We start from the raw sequence: 18741 nt of genomic DNA on the forward strand, positions 1-18741 counted from the left end.
CGATGTTGACATAGTCTTAATATAGTCAAAGGAAGTTAACAAAACATACAATAAAGTTTCATTTTACACGAATTATATACGAATGAGTTACTTCAAACCGGCGCGTTTCGCCGATTTGACTCGAAAAATTCGACCTTTGTCCAATGATTGTGCAAATGCACTCAGAGCAGATCCCTTAGAATGGGAATCAAAGGAATGTCGGCGGGGGGCATCGGATAGTTCGTCATGTCCCGCGCATGCACCCATTTCAGGGTCTGGCCTTCTTTCGGGCTGGGGATTCCTTCCCATTTCCGGCAGGCAAACAGTGGCATCAGCAGGTGGAAATCATCATAGCTGTGCGAGGCAAAGCTGAGCGGGGACAGGCAGCTGGACCAGGTGTTGATGCCCAGCTCTTCCTCGAGTTCACGCACCAGGGCGTGCTCGGGCGTTTCACCCGGTTCGACTTTGCCGCCCGGGAATTCCCACAGGCCGGCCATGGATTTGCCCTCGGGGCGCTGCGCCAGCAACACCCGCCCATCCGTGTCGATCAAGGCGACGGCAGAGACCAGAATGATTTTCATGCCTGCCTCAGGATCGGTAATCTGCGTTGATCGAGATATAGCCATGCGTCAGATCGCAGGTCCACACCGTTGTTTCACCTTTGCCAAGGCCAAGATCGACGCTGATTTTCAGCTCGTCTTGTTTCATATAGGATGCCCCGGACTCCTCGTTATACCCCTCGGCGACCCAGCCGTTTTCAGCGACCAGAATGTCGCCGAAACGAATGCTGAGCAGGTCGCGGTCCGCAGCAGCGCCGGATTTGCCGATGGCCATCACAACGCGGCCCCAGTTTGGGTCTTCGCCCGCGATGGCGGTCTTGATCAGAGGCGAGTTCGCGATGGCCAAGGCGTGCGTGCGCGCATCCGCGTCCGAGGCAGCGCCGGTGACCTGGACCTCAACAAATTTCGAGGCACCCTCGCCGTCTTTGACCACCTGATGGGCCAGATCCAGCATCACCTTATGCAGGGCCGTTTCAAACGCGGCACTGCCATCCACGTTCACGCCCGACGCCCCTGTGGCCCCCAGCAACAGAGTGTCCGAGGTCGAGGTATCGCTGTCCACGGTGATGCAATTGAAGGTCACATCCGTCAGCTTGCTCAGCAGTTTTTGCAGCTTGGATTGATCGGCAACGGCGTCAGTAAAAATATACACCAACATCGTTGCCATATCCGGGGCGATCATCCCGGAACCTTTTGCGATTCCAGCAATTTTTACTGGCTTTCCGTCAATCTCAATCTCTGCGCAGGCCCCTTTCGGGAAGGTGTCTGTGGTCATGATGGCGCCAGCGGCGGCCTTGATCGCCTGGGCGGACAGAGTTCCGCGCATCTCGGCCAACTTGGCGGTGATGCGGTCATGCGGCAGGGCTTCGCCGATCACACCGGTCGAGGACGAGAACACCCGGTTTTCTTCGATCTCCAGCGTCTGAGCAACGGCCGAGGTCACGGCATGGGTCAATTCGATCCCGTTCTTGCCGGTAAAGGCGTTGGCGTTGCCCGAATTCACGATGATCGCAGCGGCGCCATCGGCGGGTTGCCCGATTTTTTCCTGGCAATCCAGCACCGCAGCCGACCGGGTGGCCGAGCGTGTGAACGTGCCCGCGATCGCAGACCCGGGGGCCAACAGTGCCAGCATCACGTCGTCACGATCGGCATATTTGACGCCAGCCATGGCCGTGGCGAACGTGACCCCGTCGATCACGGGCAGTTCAGGAAAGCTGGCCGGAGCCAAGGGCGATACGGGCAGGTCTTTTCCCATGGTTTACTCCGTCAGCAGATCGGCGCGCTTGACCAGCGCGGGGTCGATATTGGCACCGTCCTTCACAATCTTGGCGGCGTCGGTCAGTTCTTGAATCCGGGCGTCAATTGCGGTGCTTTCCAGTTCGGATTCGATCTCGGCGCGGACCTCGTCCAGCGTTGGGGCGGCCTTGGTGCGGGACTCGTTCAGCTTGATCACATGCCAGCCAAATTGGGTTTTCACCGGGGCCGAGACCGCCCCGACCGTCATGCCCATCACGGCCTTTTCAAACGGAGGCACCATCATGCCTTCGCCAAACCAGCCCAGCTGCCCGCCATTGGGGCCAGAGGGGCCAGTCGAATGTTCCTTGGCCAGCTCGGCGAAATCTGCGCCGCTGTCTAGCAGGGCGATCAGCTCCAGTGCCTTTTCTTCGGTTTCCACCAGGATATGCGAGGCATTGTATTCCGTGCCACCGGTGCCGTCGGCATATTTGGCATCGAACAGCTCTTGCACGGTGACATCGTTGATTGCCCCGTCGACGGCGACTTGCAGCACCTCACCGGCTTTCAAGGCGCGACGCTCATTGTCCAGCGACAGGCGCACCAAGCGCGAGTCCCCGGCGGGGGCGGCTTGGGCCAGAACGGTTTGCTGGATGATTTGGTCCAGAATACCGTTGAACAGAACGTCGCTGGGCAGGGTCTGGTATTGTTGCGGCAGGTTCTGCTGCACTAGGATCATGTGGCCCAGGGTGATCTCGGTGCCGTTCACCGAGGCGATCACAGTGTCCGCGCTCGGCAAATCTTTCGCAGCGGCAGGCAGGGCCATACACAGCGAAAGTACCGCACCCGACAGAAAAGTGAGCCGTTTTGACATGAGTTTCGTCCTTTGTTTGCTGCGCTTGGGGCGCTGACGTTGACACTGCACCAGCCGCCCCTTACATCGCCTTGAGGCATTTGGAACGTTTGATTTCCATCACGTTGTAGGCGGTGTGGTTTCGGCGGGCAAGCAGATGCCGCGCACGATATTGTCAATGACCGGATCGGAAAAAACATGCTGGGTTTCGGAACTCTCGCCAAAAAGGTTTTCGGCACACCGAATGACCGCAAAATCAAGGCGACGCGCCCGTTGGTTGAAAAGATCAACGCCCTGGAGCCCGAGTTCGAAAAGCTGACCGATGACGGCCTGATCGAAAAGACCGAGGAATTCCGCAAGCGTTTGGCCGATGGCGAAGATCTGGACAGCCTGCTGCCCGAGGCCTTTGCAAACTGCCGCGAGGCCGCCAAGCGCGCCCTGGGACTGCGGGCCTTTGATACGCAGCTGATGGGCGGGATCTTCCTGCATCAGGGCAATATCTCGGAAATGAAAACCGGCGAGGGTAAAACCCTTGTGGCGACCTTTCCGGCCTATCTGAACGCGCTGGGTGGCAAGGGCGTGCATATCGTTACGGTCAACGATTACCTGGCCAAACGTGACGCTGAATGGATGAGCAAGGTCTACGGCGCCCTGGGTATGACCACTGGCGTGGTCTATCCCCAGCAGCCCGAGGACGAAAAGAAACAAGCCTACGCCAGCGATGTTACCTACTCGACCAATAACGAGCTGGGTTTTGACTATCTGCGCGACAACATGAAATCCGAACTGTCGGACATCAACCAAAAGCACCACAATTTTGCGATTGTGGACGAGGTTGACAGCATCCTGATCGATGAAGCGCGGACGCCTCTGATCATCTCGGGCCCTGCGCAGGATCGGTCGGACCTGTACGTCGCTTTGGACAAGCTGATCCCCGAGCTGACCGAGGATCACTACGAGCTGGACGAAAAAACCCGCAACGTGACCTATACCGACGAGGGCAACGAGTTCCTCGAGGAACGTTTGCACCAGATGGATCTGCTGCCCGAAGGCCAAACGCTGTACGATCCGGAATCCACGACCATCGTCCACCATGTGAACCAGGGCCTGCGCGCCCATAAACTGTTCACCAAGGACAAGGACTACATTGTCCGCGATGGTCAGATCGTGCTGATTGACGAATTCACCGGCCGTATGATGGCGGGCCGCCGCCTGTCCGATGGTCTGCACCAAGCGATCGAGGCCAAAGAGGGCTGCCCGATCCAGCCCGAAAACGTGACGCTGGCGCAGGTGACCTTCCAGAACTACTTCCGGCTCTATGACAAGCTGGGTGGCATGACCGGGACCGCCGCCACCGAGGCCGACGAATTCGCGGAAATCTATGGTCTGGGCGTGGTCGAAGTGCCCACCAACCGCCCGATCGCGCGTTTGGACGAAGACGATGCAGTCTATCGCACCGCCAAAGAAAAATTCGAGGCCATCGTCGAAACCATCAAGGAAGCACACGAAAAGGGTCAGCCGATCCTTGTGGGCACCACCTCGATCGAGAAATCCGAATTCCTCAGCCAGATGCTGACGCAGGGCGGTGTGCCACACAACGTTCTGAACGCGCGCCAGCACGAAAAAGAAGCCCAGATTGTGGCAGATGCGGGCAAGCTGGGCGCTGTGACCATCGCCACGAACATGGCCGGCCGGGGCACCGACATCAAATTGGGCGGCAACGTCGAGTTCAAGGTGATGGAGGCCATCGCCGCCGATCCCGAGGGCAACCCCGACGAAATTCGCGAGACCATCGAAGCCGCGCACGAAGCCGATGAACAAGCGGTCAAGGATGCCGGTGGTCTGTTCGTTCTGGCGACCGAACGTCACGAATCCCGTCGGATCGACAACCAGCTGCGGGGCCGTTCTGGCCGTCAGGGGGATCCGGGGCGCTCGTCCTTCTTCCTGTCGCTCGAAGACGACCTGATGCGCATTTTCGGCTCGGAAAAGCTGGATCGTGTGCTGTCCACCCTGGGCATGAAAGAGGGCGAGGCCATCGTTCACCCCTGGGTCAACAAATCGCTGGAACGCGCGCAGGGTAAGGTCGAGGGCCGTAACTTTGACATGCGTAAACAGCTGCTGAAGTTCGACGATGTGATGAACGAGCAGCGCAAAGTGATCTTCAAACAACGTATGGAGATCATGGAAAGCGCCGACCTGTCCGAGATCATCGGCGACATGCGTCACGAGGTGATCGGCGATCTGGTGGATCAGTACATGCCGCCGAAAACCTATGCAGATCAATGGGATGTCGAAGGTCTGTACGCCGCCGCTCTGGAAAAGCTGAACCTCGAAACCAAGGTGATCGAGTGGGCCGCCGAAGAAGGTGTGGACGGCGAGGAAATCATCGAACGTCTGGCCGAGGCCGCCGACGCTCAGATGGCCGAAAAGACCGAAAAATTCGGCGCTGAAAACATGCGGATGATCGAAAAGCAGCTGCTGCTGCAAACGATTGACGCGAAATGGCGCGAGCACCTGCTGACACTGGAGCATCTGCGCTCGGTTGTTGGCTTTCGTGGCTACGCGCAGCGTGATCCGCTGAACGAGTACAAGAACGAAGCCTTCCAGCTGTTCGAATCCATGCTGGACAGCCTGCGCGAAGATGTCAGCCAGAAACTGGGCCAGATCCGTCCGCTGACCGAAGAGGAACAGCAGGCGATGGTTGCGCAGATGGCGGCGCAACAGCAGGCCATGCAGCCCCAGGCTCAGCCCGACGAACCGACCGGCGAGGCCAAGGAAGGGTTCGATGAAAACGATCCCTCGACCTGGGGCAATCCTGGCCGGAACGAGCTGTGCCCCTGTGGGTCTGGCAAGAAGTTCAAGCACTGCCATGGTCGCCTGGCGTAACCTGATTCGGGCCGAAAATGGCCCGAATGGTTCCCTTGCTGCGCCTTATACACGCCACTTTTGAGGGCGAAATTTGCCTCTGACCTAACTTGGGTTGGAGGCAAACATGAACAAACGAGCATCCAGTATCGCACTTAGTGTCGGCGCCGTGGGCGTTGCGCTTGGCTCGGGCTATTTCATGGAAAACAGCGCCCCGACCGTGTCCCCCAATGTTAAACCTGCCCCGGTGCACGTGGCCGAGCTGCCCCCGGCGACCGCTGCCCAGGCGGATCTGAGCCAGATTGTGCTGACGGCCTCTCCGCTGCCAGAAATTCCGGCGGATATTTTTCAGGAACTGAACATGCCGTCGCACGGGGCTCAGCGCGTTGCTGTGACCGAAGAAGAGATCATCGTTCCCGAAACAGTTGACGTGCAGGGCGGGTTCAGCTGCTCGATCGAAATGACGGCCGATGCGACCATCGCCGCCATGGTGAATATCGAAATTCGCTCGACTTGTATGCCCGACACGCGCGTCACTTTGCACCACAACGGGCTGATGATTTCCGAGATGACGGATGATCAGGGCGAGCTGTTCCTGACCATGCCCGCGCTGTCCGAAACCGCCGTGTTTATTGCAGATTTCGGGCAAGATCACAGCGCGATCACCACCGTCTCCGTGCCGTCGTTGCGGTTCTACGATCGCGCCGTCGTGCAATGGCAGGGCGCGGCCAGCCTGCATCTGCATGCGCTCGAATTTGGGGCGCAGTTCGGTCAGGACGGCCATATCTGGGATGAACAGACTGGCGATCTGGAAAAAACCATTCATGGCGAAAGCGGCTTTCTAAGCCTGATCGGGGATCCCGATCTTGCCGAAGGAATGCAGGCCCAGGTCTATACCTTCCCCTCTGGTACGACGTCGCGCGTTGGCGACATTCTGCTTGAGATCGAGGCAGAAGTGACCACTGACACGTGCGGTCGCGAAATCTCGGCGCAATCCCTGCAGATTTCCGAGGCAGGCGTTCCCCGGGTACAGGAGCTGCAGCTGACAATGCCGGATTGTGATGCTGTTGGTGACTTTCTGGTGTTGAAAAACGTGCTGGAAGACCTGAAAGTCGCTGCCAAGTGATTTGTTGATTCAGGATGCGTAACCATGAGCTGGGTCCGTGCGGTGGTTTTCACCGCACTTTTTGTTTTCATTGCCGCACCTGTCGCAAAGGCGCAGGATGTCACCCTGATTTCGCCGGACGGAAAGGTTGAAATCAGCGGTGTTCTGCTGGGTTTTGACGGTGAATATTATCGATTGGACACGATCTATGGCGAACTCACGGTCGATGGGTCCAGCGTGCGCTGCGAGGGGCCGGGCTGTCCGAATCTCGAAGATTATATCGCCGAACTTACCCTCTCGGGCGAGGCCTCGGTTGGGCGGGTGTTGCTGCCCGCGCTGATCGAAACCTTTGCTCAAAGCGCCCGGTTGAAGCTTACGTATGAAGACACCTCGCCGACAGAACGCGTGTTCATCTTTGCCAACCGCGAGACCGAAAAAGTGGTCGGGGTCTTTGCGGTCCGGTCTACGAACACGGATGACGGCTTTGCCGAGCTGCTTGCCGATCAGGCCGATATTGTCATGTCTCAGCGAGAAGTACGCAGAAATGAAGCGAAGCTGGCGCAAGAGGCCGGACTGGGCAATTTGAACGCGCCCGGGCGGAGCCGTGTTCTGGCGCTCGACGCCTTTGTGCCGATCGTGGCGACGGACAATCCCTTGACCAGCATCACAACCGGGATGTTGTCGCGGGTCGTTGCCGGAAAAATCACGAACTGGCAAGAACTTGGCGGGCCTGACGCTCCGATCAACGTGCATATGCTGGATGAAAAGTCAGGCCTGGGCCAGGCGGCGGTGGATCAGTTGCTGGCCCCGGTCGGAGCTAAAGTTTCGGCACAAGCGAAGCGCCATCCGAACAATCTGACGCTGACCCGGGCGGTGTCGCGGGATCCGTTTGGTCTGGGATTGGCCAGTAACTCGGGCACGCGCGGGGTGAAGACGGTGCCGCTTAGCGGAAAATGCGGGTTTCTGGTGCCGGCAGAGCGAAGCTCGGTCAAGACCGAGGATTACCCGCTGACGGCGCCGGTTTTCTTGTATGTTCCGGCGCGACGCTTGCCCAAGTTGGCGCGGAATTTTCTGACTTTTACCCGCAGTTTGTCTGCTCAGCTGGTGATCCGCAGGGCCGGATATACCGATCAGGCGCCAGAGCTGGTGCCCGTCGACATGCAGGGGAATCGCTTTGCGAATGCCATCGCGCAGGCTGGAGACGAGGTTGCGCTGGAGGATCTGCAACGCCTGGTTCAGGTGGTGATGCCCATGAAACGCCTGACAACGACCTTCCGGTTTGAAACGGGTTCGGCCCGGCTGGACGCGCAATCGCAGTCCAATGTGGCGCAACTGGCCCACGCGATCGAGGCTGGGCAATATGACGGGCGTCGGCTGTTGTTTGTTGGTTTCAGTGACGGCGAGGGGGCAGCCTCGGCCAATCTTGGCATCGCGGCGCGCCGGGCCGAGGTTGCCCGAGCCGCGGTTCAGACCGCTGCCGAAACAGCGAGCTTTGATCGGTTGAAACTGGACGTTGATGCCTTTGGTGAGGCGATGCCGATGGCCTGTGATGACAGCGCATGGGGGCGTCAGGTCAATCGCAGGGTCGAGGTTTGGGTGCAGTAATCACAACAACCCTTCTGACCTAAAGCTGAGCTCGCGCGAGCGGCCGATGATCAGGTGGTCGTGCAGGGTGATCCCCATGGTCTGGCAGGCTTGGTTGATCTGTTCCGTCATGGCGATGTCCGCGTCCGAGGGGGTTGGATCCCCGGATGGGTGATTGTGGACCAGGATTAAGGCCGAGGCGTTCAGTTCCAGCGTTCGTTTCACCACCTCGCGCGGGTAAACCGGGACATGGTCGACCGTGCCACGTGCTTGGTCTTCGTCGGCGATCAGGACGTTCTTTCGGTCTAAAAACAGGATGCGGAATTGTTCGGTTTCGCGATGCGCCATGGTGGTGTGGCAGTAATCCAGCAGCGCATCCCAGCTGGAGATCACCTGTTTGCGCAGAATGCGTGCGCGAGACAGGCGTTGCGCCGCAGCTTCGATCACCTTGAGTTCACAAATCACGGCCTCGCCCACGCCATGGACGTCTTGCAAACGCGCATTTGGGGCCGACAGAACACCGTTGAAATCGCCGAACTTGTCCAACAAGGCGCGCGCCAGGGGCTTCACATCGCGGCGCGGGATGGCGCGGAACAGCACCAGTTCCAGCAGCTCGTAATCGGGCAGGGCACCGGCGCCACCCTGCATAAATCGGTCACGCAGACGTTTGCGGTGATCCCGGATATAGCTGGGGTGCTTGGCCTTGGACGGCACAACGACGTCATCCTCGGCCGGATCGAACGAGAACAAGCCAGGCATTTCCTGAAAAGAAGAGCGGAGCTGAGACATATGTCAAAGCTCCGCCGATTCGCTTACAGATTGGTTAACGCCAGCCTAAGCTCAGCTTTTCATGCTGTCCCAGAAGCCCTTGACCTTATTGAAAAAGCTGTGACTTTCCGGGTTGTTATCCTTGCCTAGCTCCTCAAATTCGCGCAGCAGTTCCTTTTGACGCGAGCTAAGGTTCACAGGTGTTTCCACGGCCAATTCGATGAACATGTCGCCAGTACCAGCGCCACGCAGGGCAGGCATGCCCTTGCCACGCAGGCGCATCTGGCGTCCGGATTGACTGCCTGACGGGATCTTAACGCGGCTGCGGCCACCATCGATGGTCGGAACCTCGATATCGCCCCCCATCGCGGCGGTCGTCATGCTGACCGGGACGCGGCAGAACAGGTTCACGTCCTCGCGTTCGAACAGGTCATGCCGAGCGACATCGATAAAGATGTACAGATCGCCCGAGGGCCCACCGCGCATCCCGGCCTCGCCTTCGCCAGACAGGCGGATGCGGGTGCCGGTTTCAACGCCGGCAGGGATGTTGACGCTGAGCGCGCGGTCTTTTTGCACGCGACCATGACCGCCACAGGCCTTGCACGGGTTCTGAATGATCTGCCCCATGCCCGAACATGTCGGGCAGGTGCGTTCCACGGTAAAGAACCCCTGCTGAGCGCGGACCTTCCCCATGCCCGAACAGGTTGGGCAGGTGGTCGGTTCGGCCCCGCCCTCGGCACCCGAGCCATCACATTCGCCACAGGCCACGGTGCTGGGGACGTTGATGGTTTTCTGAACGCCGGCATAGGCCTCTTCCAGAGAGACGCGCAGGTTATAGCGCAAGTCGGCGCCACGCGCGGCGCGATTGCGACCGCCCCCGCCACCACGGCCCCCCATAAAGTCGCCAAACAGGTCGTCGAACACGTCCGAGAACGCGCTGCCGAAATCACCCTGCCCACCAGGATGCCCGCCGCGCGGTCCACCGCCCATGCCGCCCTCGAAAGCCGCATGACCATAGCGGTCATAGGCGGCCTTTTTCTCGGCGTCCTTCAGGCAGTCATAGGCCTCGTTGACCTCTTTGAACTGGGCCTCGGCGTTGGGATTGTCTGCGTTCCGATCTGGGTGCAGCTCTTTGGCCTTCTTGCGATAGGCCTTTTTCAGTTCGTCGGCAGAGGCACCCTTGGATGCGCCAAGCACATCGTAGTAATCACGTTTTGACATTGGGTATTCCCCTTTCAGGAACGAAAAGGGCCGGCCCGGTCAGGACCGGCCCCATATGGTTCCGACGGATTCTTACGAACGCTTGTCGTCGCCCAGGTCTTCGAAGTCAGCATCGACGATGTCGTCATCCGGGCCACCTGCTTCGTCAGCTGCGGCGGGCTCGTCAACGGGTTCGTCCTGGCTGGCCTTATAGATCGCCTCGCCCAGTTTCATGGCCGCTTCGGTCACGTTCTGGACGCCGGACTTGATCTTCTCAGCCGAGGCATCGTCTTTTTCCAGGTCGTCCTTCAGCGCGGCGATGGCCAGTTCGATCGCTTCGATCGTGGTCGGGTCCACCTTGTCGCTGTGCTCTTCCATCGACTTTTCGGTCGAGTGGATCAGGCTTTCGGCCTGGTTGCGGGCTTCGACCAGTTCCTTGCGCTCTTTGTCCGCTTCGGCGTTGGCTTCGGCGTCCTTGACCATGGCTTCGATGTCGTCGTCCGACAGACCACCCGAGGCCTGGATGGTGATCGACTGCTCTTTGCCGGTGCCTTTGTCCTTAGCGGCCACGGACACGATGCCGTTGGCGTCGATGTCAAAGGTCACTTCGATCTGGGGCAAACCGCGCGGTGCCGGCGGGATGTCTTCCAGGTTGAACTGGCCCAGCAGCTTGTTGTCGGCGGCCATTTCGCGCTCGCCCTGGAACACGCGCAGGGTCACGGCCGACTGGTTGTCTTCGGCGGTCGAGAAGACCTGAGACTTCTTGGTCGGGATCGTGGTGTTGCGGTCGATCAGGCGGGTGAACACGCCACCCAGTGTTTCGATGCCCAGCGACAGCGGGGTCACGTCCAGCAGAACCACGTCTTTGACGTCGCCTTGCAGAACACCGGCCTGAATGGCGGCGCCCATGGCGACCACTTCGTCGGGGTTCACGCCTTTGTGGGGCTCTTTACCGAAGAACTTGGTCACTTCGGCGATCACTTTGGGCATACGGGTCATACCGCCGACCAGAACAACCTCGTCGATGTCGCCGGTGGTCAGGCCTGCGTCTTTCAGGGCGGCCTGGCAAGGCTTGATCGAGGCTTTGATCAGGTCATTCACCAGCGATTCCAGCTTGGAGCGGGTCAGCTTCATCACCATGTGCAGCGGCGTGCCCGAGTTCGGGTCCATCGCGATGAACGGCTGGTTGATCTCGGTTTGCTGGCTCGAGGACAGCTCGATCTTGGCTTTTTCAGCGGCCTCTTTCAGACGCTGCAGGGCCATCTTGTCCTTGGTCAGATCGGCGCCGTGCTCTTTTTTGAACTCGTCCGCCAGGTAGTTGACGATGCGCATGTCAAAGTCTTCACCACCCAGGAAGGTGTCGCCGTTGGTCGATTTCACCTCGAACAGGCCGTCGTCGATTTCCAGGATGGTCACGTCGAAGGTACCGCCACCCAGGTCATAAACCGCGATGGTGTGGGTGTCTTCTTTGTCCAGACCATAGGCCAGCGCGGCCGCGGTCGGTTCGTTGATGATCCGCAGGACCTCAAGACCGGCGATTTTACCGGCGTCTTTGGTGGCCTGACGCTGTGCATCGTTGAAATAGGCAGGAACGGTGATCACCGCCTGAGTGACGTCTTCACCCAGGTAGGATTCTGCCGTTTCTTTCATTTTGCCCAGGATGAACGCCGAAATCTGGCTGGGGGAGTATTTCTCACCCTGAGCCTCGACCCAAGCGTCGCCGTTGCCGCCATCGATGACGTTGAACGGCATGTTTTTCTTGTCTTTTGCCAGATACGGATCATCTGCGCGACGACCGATCAGGCGTTTCACACCGAAAACGGTGTTGGTGGCGTTGGTGACGGCCTGGCGTTTCGCAGGCTGGCCGACCAGGCGCTCGTTATCCGTGAAAGCAACGATCGACGGGGTGGTGCGCGCACCCTCGGAGTTTTCGATCACTTTGGGCTGCGAACCGTCCATGATTGCGACGCAGCTGTTGGTGGTACCAAGGTCAATACCAATGACTTTAGCCATGTTTTCGATCCCTTCATATTCAAGGCGATGACACGAGACGTGGACCCGTTACGGCATCCAGCCCCGATCCTGTTTTGCGGCGTTCCACAGTGGTTCACCGCGCTTCTCGGCGTATATAAGGAGGGGCTTTGACCCCTGCAAGCGTCTGAACGCGGTGGAATCCGTGATTCCGCGTGAATTTCCGTCAAAGCGGTTAGAATTGAGTTGATGAGAGGCAGGATGCAGGAAATTTCCATACGCGGGGTGCGGATTCTGCAGGGGGCTTTGGACCCTGAGCAGCAGCAGGGTTTGGTCGCTGATCTGCGCCGGGTGACGCGGAAAGCCCCGCTGTTTTCCCCCATGACGCCCTATGGCAAACCGATGAGCGTGCAGATGACCTCGGCCGGGCGGTTTGGTTGGTATTCGGACCGGTCGGGCTATCGCTATCGGGATCACCATCCGAATGGCGCCGCATGGCCGGCGATTCCCGATATGGTTTTGGACCTGTGGCGGCGGCTGGTTAGCCCCGATCGGAACCCTGATTGTTGCCTGATCAATTTCTACAATGAAAACGCCCGTATGGGGATGCATCAGGACCGGGACGAGGCAGATTTCACCTGGCCCGTATTGTCGATTTCACTGGGGGATGATGCGTTGTTTCGCATCGGCAATCTGACCCGCGGCGGTAAAACGGAAAGCATCTGGCTAAAATCTGGCGATGTAGCCGTGATCGGCGGCTCGGCACGGCTGGTTTATCATGGGGTTGATCGCATCCGGCCTGGCTCCAGCACGTTGCTGGCCAAGGGTGGGCGGATCAATCTGACTTGCCGCGTGGTGACCTGATCAGCGCCGCGCACCCCAGCTGGCGCTGCTGTGGCGGCGGGTGTAGAATTCGCCCATCAGGCCGATCATCAAAAACACCAACCCGAAATACAGCGGATACATCGCCGAGGTATTGCGCGGCACATAGTTGATGAAAGCAAACCCGCGCGACTGATCGATACAGTGGAACAGCGGGTTCCAATCGAACAGTTTCAGCATGAAAGGCGGTAGCGTATTGGCGACGAACATCTTGCCCGAGGCGATCATATTCGCCCGCTGATACACCATGGTAATGATCCGCACCGGCGTCGGAAACCAGGGTTTCGCAGCCAACAAAACCATGCCGATTCCCAAGCCAGAGAACCAGGCCAAAAGAATCATGCCAAATGCATTCACCGGCTGATCGATGGTGAAATGCTTGAACCCCACATAGTAGACAAACAGAATCACCACCAGCGATAGCACCTGAATATACAGCGCGCTCAGCGCAGCCGAGGCGATGGCGATCACCGTGTTCATCGGCGCGTGTTTCATCATCGGCGAGGTCGGCCCCTCGGAGCCAACAACAGCCCCGATGGTCTTAATCTGGGTCATGTACAGGAACACGCCTGACATCAGATACAGCAGAAAATCCCCGCGCAACGCCGTGCTACGCAGCCCCAAAACCGAGAACATCACATAGAAGGTCATCACGAAAATGACGACCTGCAGCATGTTCATCGCAATCGACATAAAGGCGTTGCGATGGGTTTTGCGGATACTGCGTGCAATCGAATGATAGGTTAGCTCGGCAATCGTGATTGCCGACCCAATACTCGAGCTTCGCCTGTTTAATTGGAACATTTCTGCGCCGTCCTGCCAATTCAAAGGATTCTTTGCATGGAAATCTTGCCGTCCCGTTACGTCAGCATCATAAGTGTAACCGCAGAACCAATCAACTCGCCGACATTTCCGTCGGATTTTGCATAGGAACAAGACCTTGGATTACGAAAAACTTACCACAGTGATGCGCCGCCTAGCCCTGGAAGCAGGCGACAAGATCATGGAAATCTATAACTCGGACGATTTCGAGGTGAAATCCAAGTCTGACGACAGCCCGGTCACCGAGGCCGACGAAGCGGCTGACGCCCTGATTTCGGCCGGGCTGCGCGCTGAATTCCCTGGCGTGACCCTGATCACCGAAGAGCAAGCCGACAGCCACAGCGAAAAGGCCGACACTTTCCTGATCGTTGACCCACTGGATGGCACCAAGGAATTCGTTCACCGTCGCGGAGATTTCACCGTGAACATCGCTTATGTCGAAAACGGTGTCCCCACCCGTGGCGTTGTCTACGCCCCTGCCAAGGATCGCATGTTCCTGACTTTGGCCGATGGGTCCTCGGTCGAGGAAACCGGCGATTTCGCCAAGGACGCGATGGGTGCCACCACCGAGATCAAGGTTTCTGACGCAGACAACTCGGCGCTGCTGGTTGTGGCCTCGAAATCGCACCGGGATCAGGCGACGGATGACTACATCAACAAATACGCTGTGGCCGATTCCAAAAGCGCCGGTTCGTCGCTGAAGTTCTGTCTGGTCGCTACCGGCGAGGCGGATATCTATCCCCGCGTTGGCCGCACCATGGAGTGGGACACCGCCGCCGGTCACGCCGTTCTGCATGGCGCGGGTGGCAAGGTCGTACGTTTTGATGACCACAGCCCGCTGGTCTATGGCAAAGACGAATACGCGAACCCGTTTTTTATCGCCTATTCACCCAGCGTAGAGCTGAAAGGCGCCTGATCTAAACGCTTGAATTTGTGGGAAACCCCCCGCAAGGTGGCCCCCATAGCGCAGGCTTTGGGGGCTTTTCTGTGGGAAAATGACGGGATCAGACAGGCAAAACGGCCCCGATCTGGCGATGCCTGTCTTGTCCCCGTGGCAGGCCTACCGTCTGCGTCTGAAACGGCGGCGCTTGTTATGGCGGTCGTTTCGGGCGCGCCATCAGTTGCAGGGCGTGAGTGATCGGACGTCTGGCATCCGGCCAGACGATCTGTTGCTTGTGTCCGTGCAGCGGAACGAGGCCACCCGGCTCCCGTATTTCTTGCAGTATTACCGCGATCTTGGTGTGTCGCATTTTCTGTTCGTCGACAACAACAGTGATGATGGAAGCGCCCAGTTTCTGGCCGATCAGGGGGATGTCTCGCTTTGGCGGACCGATCACAGCTATCGCGCGTCGCGGTTCGGGCTGGATTGGCTGACATGGCTGCAAATCCGGTATTGCCATGGACATTGGACGCTTGTGGCGGATGCGGATGAGCTGTTGGTGTATGACGGCATGGACTCGCATGATCTACGAGACCTGACCGCGTTATTGGGCCAACAGGGACGCGTCGCGTTTGGTGCTTTGATGGTAGAGCCTTATCCCAAAGGCGCGCTGGATCAGTCCGCCTATCGTGCGGGACAGGACCCGATCGCACTGTTGCCATGGTTCGACCCCGGGCCGTATCGTGCAGTGCGCCAGGCCCCTTTGGGCAATCTGTGGGTTCAGGGCGGTGTACGCGAGCGGGTGTTTTTTCCGGATCAGCCCGAAAAATCGCCAACGCTGAACAAATTGCCCCTGATCAAGTGGGACCGGCGGTTTGCCTATGTGAACTCGACCCATTCCGCGCTGCCGCCAACGCTGAACGCGCAATATAATGGCCCCGGAGAGTCAGCACCGTCCGGGGTTTTGCTCCATACCAAGTTTTTACCCGAGATTGTTTCCAAATCGGCAATTGAAAAGGCGCGCGGCGAGCATTTCTCTCGCCCGCAAGAGTTTAGCGGCTATTACGACACCCTGACCAAGGCGCCCAATCTGTGGGGCCCCCGGTCGGAGCCTTACCAAGGGACGCAGCAGCTGGTTGATCTGGGGTTGATGCCCGCCTTGAATTGGACCGATTGAGCAACACGCCCCCGAATTCAGAAACCATCCAGCAACTGATTCCATATATGTTGGCACCGCTTTGGGTTCGTGACATATTGATCAAAACAAGGCGGTTAGCGGCAATCGACCTTGTGGAAGTGCCAGTGACCTGGAATTTGAGGTAGAGCAAGTTGGGCCTGCGGGATTCATATCGGCTGCGGTTGCGGCGCAAGCGGGCGATCATCCGATCGCTCCGAAAATCGCGCGAGCTGCGCGCCATCCAGGACAATACGCAACGGATCAGACGCGGGGATATCCTGTTGGTCTGCACGATGCGGAACGAAAAAATCCGGCTACCCTACTTCCTGGATTACTATCGCAAAATGGGGATCAATCATTTCCTGTTCGTCGACAATGGATCGACGGATGGAACGGCGAAATACCTGCATGACATGCCCGATGTGTCCGTCTGGTATACCGAATCCAGCTATAAACGCGCGACGTTCGGCGTCGATTGGATGAACCACCTGAAACGCACATACGCGCATGGTCATTGGGTGCTGGTGGTCGACCCGGACGAGTTCTTTATCTATCCGTTCTGCGATACCCGCCCAATCCGCGCGCTGACCGACTGGCTGGACAATTCCTCGATCCGGCAGTTTTCAGCGATGTTGCTGGATATGTACCCTAAGGGTCGGATCGACAAGCAACCCTACGCCGAGGGGCAGAATCCGTTGGAAATTGCCTCGTGGTTTGACTCGGGCAACTACAGCTTTAAAAAGAACGACTATTTTGGAAATCTGTGGATTCAGGGCGGACCGCGTCAGCGCATGTTCTTCGCCGACGATCCGTTCAAGGCCCCAGCGCTGAACAAGATTCCGTTGGTGAAATGGAACCGCAAATACGCCTATATCAGCTCGACCCATATGCTGCTGCCGCGCGGCTTGAACAAAGTCTACGAGGAATGGGGCGGGGAAATGGCCAGTGGGATGTTGCTCCATACCAAGTTCCTGGACACGTTCGCGACCAAGGCCGAGGAAGAGCTGGATCGCGGTCAACACTACGCCGGAAGCGTGGAATACAAGGCCTATGCCGAACGTCTGCGCGCCAACCCTGATCTGTGGTGCCGCTGGTCCGAGAAATACATCAACTGGCGCCAGCTGGAGATTCTTGGCCTCATGTCCAAAGGAAACTGGGCATGAGCACGCTGGGTATCGTCATGTTGGTTCACAATGCGCTGGGCCGGGCCGAACAGGTAGCGCGTCATTGGGCGGCAGCTGGCTGTCCGGTGGTGATCCATGTCGATGCCAAGGTGGGACGGCGGACGTATAATCGCTTTGTCAAATCGCTCAGGGACCTGCCCGATGTCAGTTTCAGCCCGCGCCACACCTGCGAATGGGGCACTTGGGGGATCGTTGCGGCCTCGCAATCGGCGGCGGGTCTGATCCTGGGGCGCTATCCAGGTGTCCGCCATGTGTATCTGACCTCGGGCTCGTGCCTGCCTCTGCGCCCCGTGGCGGACCTGATCGAGTACCTGGATGCGCGCCCCAAGACGGACTTTATCGAAAGCGCCACCACCGCCGATGTTCCCTGGACCGTGGGCGGGCTGGATCATGAACGTTTTACCCTGCGGTTTCCGTTCTCGTGGAAAAAGAGGCGCGCGCTGTTTGATGGCTATGTCCGCCTGCAGCGCCGCCTGGGCGTAAAGCGTCGCATTCCCAACGGGATTGTCCCGCATATGGGCAGCCAATGGTGGTGCCTGACACGGCAGACGCTGTCCGCCATTCTGGAGGACCCGGATCGCCCCGATTATGACCGCTATTTCGAAAAGGTCTGGATTCCGGATGAAAGCTATTTTCAAACGCTGGCGCGGCTGTACTCCACCAATATCGAAAGCCGGTCTTTGACCCTGTCCAAGTTCGATTTTCAGGGCAAGCCGCATATTTTTTATGATGATCACCTACAATTGCTGCGTCGCTCGGACTGTTTTGTCGCGCGTAAAATCTGGCCCCATGCGGATCGTCTGTATCGTGCCTTTCTAAGCGATGGGCCGGGCAGCGGCCAAATGGCCGAACCGCAGCCAAGCAAGATCGATCGGATTTTCTCTAAGGCGGTGGACAGGCGGACGCGCGGTCGTTCGGGCTTGGTCATGCAAAGCCGCTTCCCGCGCGAAGGTTGGGAAAATGGCGTGACCTCAGGTAAATATTCGGTATTCCAGGGGTTCTCGGACCTGTTCGAAGACTTTGATCCCTGGCTGGCCAAAGCCACCGAGGCACGGGTCCATGGTCATTTATATGCACCTGACCGCGCGCAGTTCGCTGAAGGGCAGACAACAATGAACGGTGCCTTGTCCGACAGCGCGGCGATCCGGGACAACGACACCGAAGGCTTTTTGCGCAACCTGATCTGGAACACCCGAGGAGAGCGGCAGTGTTTCCAATACGGTCCCAGCGACAATCAGAGCATCAGCTGGTTCATCGCGAAGGACCCGAATGCCCAGATCTCGGTGATTTCGGGGGCCTGGGCCGTGCCTTTGTTCAACTCGAACCGCGATTTCTCCGAACTACGCAAAGAGGCCGCGCATCTGCAAAAGGCCGAGGCCGAATTCCTGAACGTTTTACGCTCGCCCTATACCAAGGCGCGGATTCGCATCTGGACCATGGCCGAATTCATCGACGCGCCGATGGAAGCCTTGCAAAGCATCGTCGATGAGATCGGCCTGAAACGTCTGACCCGCCTGACCGAGGCGCCGCGCATGGCGGATCTGGACGGATTCGGGCAATTCCTGCAAAACCTAAAAAATCAGGGGATGCATCCCTATTTGATGGGTGATTTCCCGGTCGAACAGGACCTGACTCGCCCCAACCCGCAAAAACGTAAGCCCTATTTAGTTCGCTGAGG

15 protein-coding genes are annotated in these 18741 nt (G+C 58.4%); 8 read left to right on the top strand and 7 right to left on the bottom strand.

What is annotated here, in order from left to right; genetic code table 11:
* Positions 1-161: 161 nt before the first annotated feature.
* Genes mutT through ACXADQ_RS06550 form a run of 3 tightly spaced genes read right to left on the bottom strand, consistent with a single transcriptional unit; the run spans position 162 to position 2646 of the window.
* Complete coding sequence (mutT, locus tag ACXADQ_RS06540; RefSeq protein ID WP_475317169.1) at positions 162-560, bottom strand: 8-oxo-dGTP diphosphatase MutT; 399 nt, start codon at positions 558-560, stop codon at positions 162-164.
* A 7-nt stretch (positions 561-567) separates the two neighbouring features.
* Positions 568-1794: a bifunctional glutamate N-acetyltransferase/amino-acid acetyltransferase ArgJ gene (gene argJ / locus ACXADQ_RS06545; protein WP_475317173.1), complete on the bottom strand. Its 1227-nt coding sequence runs from the start codon at positions 1792-1794 to the stop codon at positions 568-570.
* Positions 1795-1797: 3 nt separating this feature from the next.
* Complete coding sequence (locus ACXADQ_RS06550; RefSeq protein WP_475317178.1) at positions 1798-2646, bottom strand: peptidylprolyl isomerase; 849 nt, start codon at positions 2644-2646, stop codon at positions 1798-1800.
* 177 nt (positions 2647-2823) lie between these two features.
* Here ACXADQ_RS06550 and secA point away from each other — a divergent pair, with 177 nt between their 5' ends.
* The 3 genes from secA (at position 2824) to ACXADQ_RS06565 (ending at position 8200) form a co-directional block, all read left to right on the top strand.
* The gene (gene secA / locus ACXADQ_RS06555) at positions 2824-5511 is read left to right on the top strand and encodes a preprotein translocase subunit SecA (protein WP_475317183.1); all 2688 of its coding nucleotides are present in this window, start codon (positions 2824-2826) and stop codon (positions 5509-5511) included.
* A 106-nt stretch (positions 5512-5617) separates the two neighbouring features.
* Positions 5618-6616: a hypothetical protein gene (locus tag ACXADQ_RS06560; protein ID WP_475317188.1), complete on the top strand. Its 999-nt coding sequence runs from the start codon at positions 5618-5620 to the stop codon at positions 6614-6616.
* A 24-nt stretch (positions 6617-6640) separates the two neighbouring features.
* Positions 6641-8200: a substrate-binding domain-containing protein gene (locus ACXADQ_RS06565; RefSeq protein ID WP_475317191.1), complete on the top strand. Its 1560-nt coding sequence runs from the start codon at positions 6641-6643 to the stop codon at positions 8198-8200.
* On the opposite strand, the gene radC is transcribed toward ACXADQ_RS06565, so the two are convergent.
* The 3 genes from radC to dnaK form a co-directional block, all read right to left on the bottom strand.
* Entirely contained in the window at positions 8201-8968 is a 768-nt protein-coding gene (radC, locus tag ACXADQ_RS06570; RefSeq protein ID WP_475317197.1) for a RadC family protein, read from the bottom strand.
* A 51-nt stretch (positions 8969-9019) separates the two neighbouring features.
* Positions 9020-10168: a molecular chaperone DnaJ gene (gene dnaJ, locus ACXADQ_RS06575; RefSeq protein WP_475317202.1), complete on the bottom strand. Its 1149-nt coding sequence runs from the start codon at positions 10166-10168 to the stop codon at positions 9020-9022.
* 72 nt (positions 10169-10240) lie between these two features.
* A complete protein-coding gene (dnaK, locus tag ACXADQ_RS06580; protein ID WP_475317204.1) occupies positions 10241-12160 on the bottom strand; it encodes a molecular chaperone DnaK in 1920 nt (639 codons plus the stop codon).
* A 219-nt stretch (positions 12161-12379) separates the two neighbouring features.
* Between dnaK and ACXADQ_RS06585 the strand changes: the two genes are divergently transcribed.
* A complete protein-coding gene (locus tag ACXADQ_RS06585; protein WP_475317207.1) occupies positions 12380-12982 on the top strand; it encodes an alpha-ketoglutarate-dependent dioxygenase AlkB family protein in 603 nt (200 codons plus the stop codon).
* On the opposite strand, the gene ACXADQ_RS06590 is transcribed toward ACXADQ_RS06585, so the two are convergent.
* Positions 12983-13804, bottom strand: coding sequence for an ABC transporter permease (locus ACXADQ_RS06590; protein WP_475317212.1), 822 nt, complete (start codon positions 13802-13804; stop codon positions 12983-12985).
* A gap of 136 nt (positions 13805-13940) precedes the next feature.
* Between ACXADQ_RS06590 and cysQ the strand changes: the two genes are divergently transcribed.
* The 4 genes from cysQ to ACXADQ_RS06610 all read left to right on the top strand — a co-directional run bounded on the left by cysQ (position 13941) and on the right by ACXADQ_RS06610 (position 18739).
* Positions 13941-14738, top strand: a complete 798-nt coding sequence (cysQ, locus tag ACXADQ_RS06595) for a 3'(2'),5'-bisphosphate nucleotidase CysQ (RefSeq protein WP_475317216.1) — start codon at positions 13941-13943, stop codon at positions 14736-14738.
* A gap of 79 nt (positions 14739-14817) precedes the next feature.
* Positions 14818-15879, top strand: coding sequence for a glycosyltransferase family 2 protein (locus ACXADQ_RS06600; protein ID WP_475317223.1), 1062 nt, complete (start codon positions 14818-14820; stop codon positions 15877-15879).
* Between the two features lie 176 nt (positions 15880-16055).
* The gene (locus ACXADQ_RS06605; RefSeq protein WP_475326040.1) at positions 16056-17042 is read left to right on the top strand and encodes a glycosyltransferase family 2 protein; all 987 of its coding nucleotides are present in this window, start codon (positions 16056-16058) and stop codon (positions 17040-17042) included.
* Entirely contained in the window at positions 17039-18739 is a 1701-nt protein-coding gene (locus ACXADQ_RS06610; RefSeq protein WP_475317228.1) for a DUF5927 domain-containing protein, read from the top strand. The genes ACXADQ_RS06605 and ACXADQ_RS06610 overlap by 4 nt, the downstream gene beginning before the upstream one ends.
* Positions 18740-18741 lie beyond the last annotated feature (2 nt).

The sequence above is a fragment of the Thalassovita sp. ABM4_323 genome, assembly GCF_056158665.1.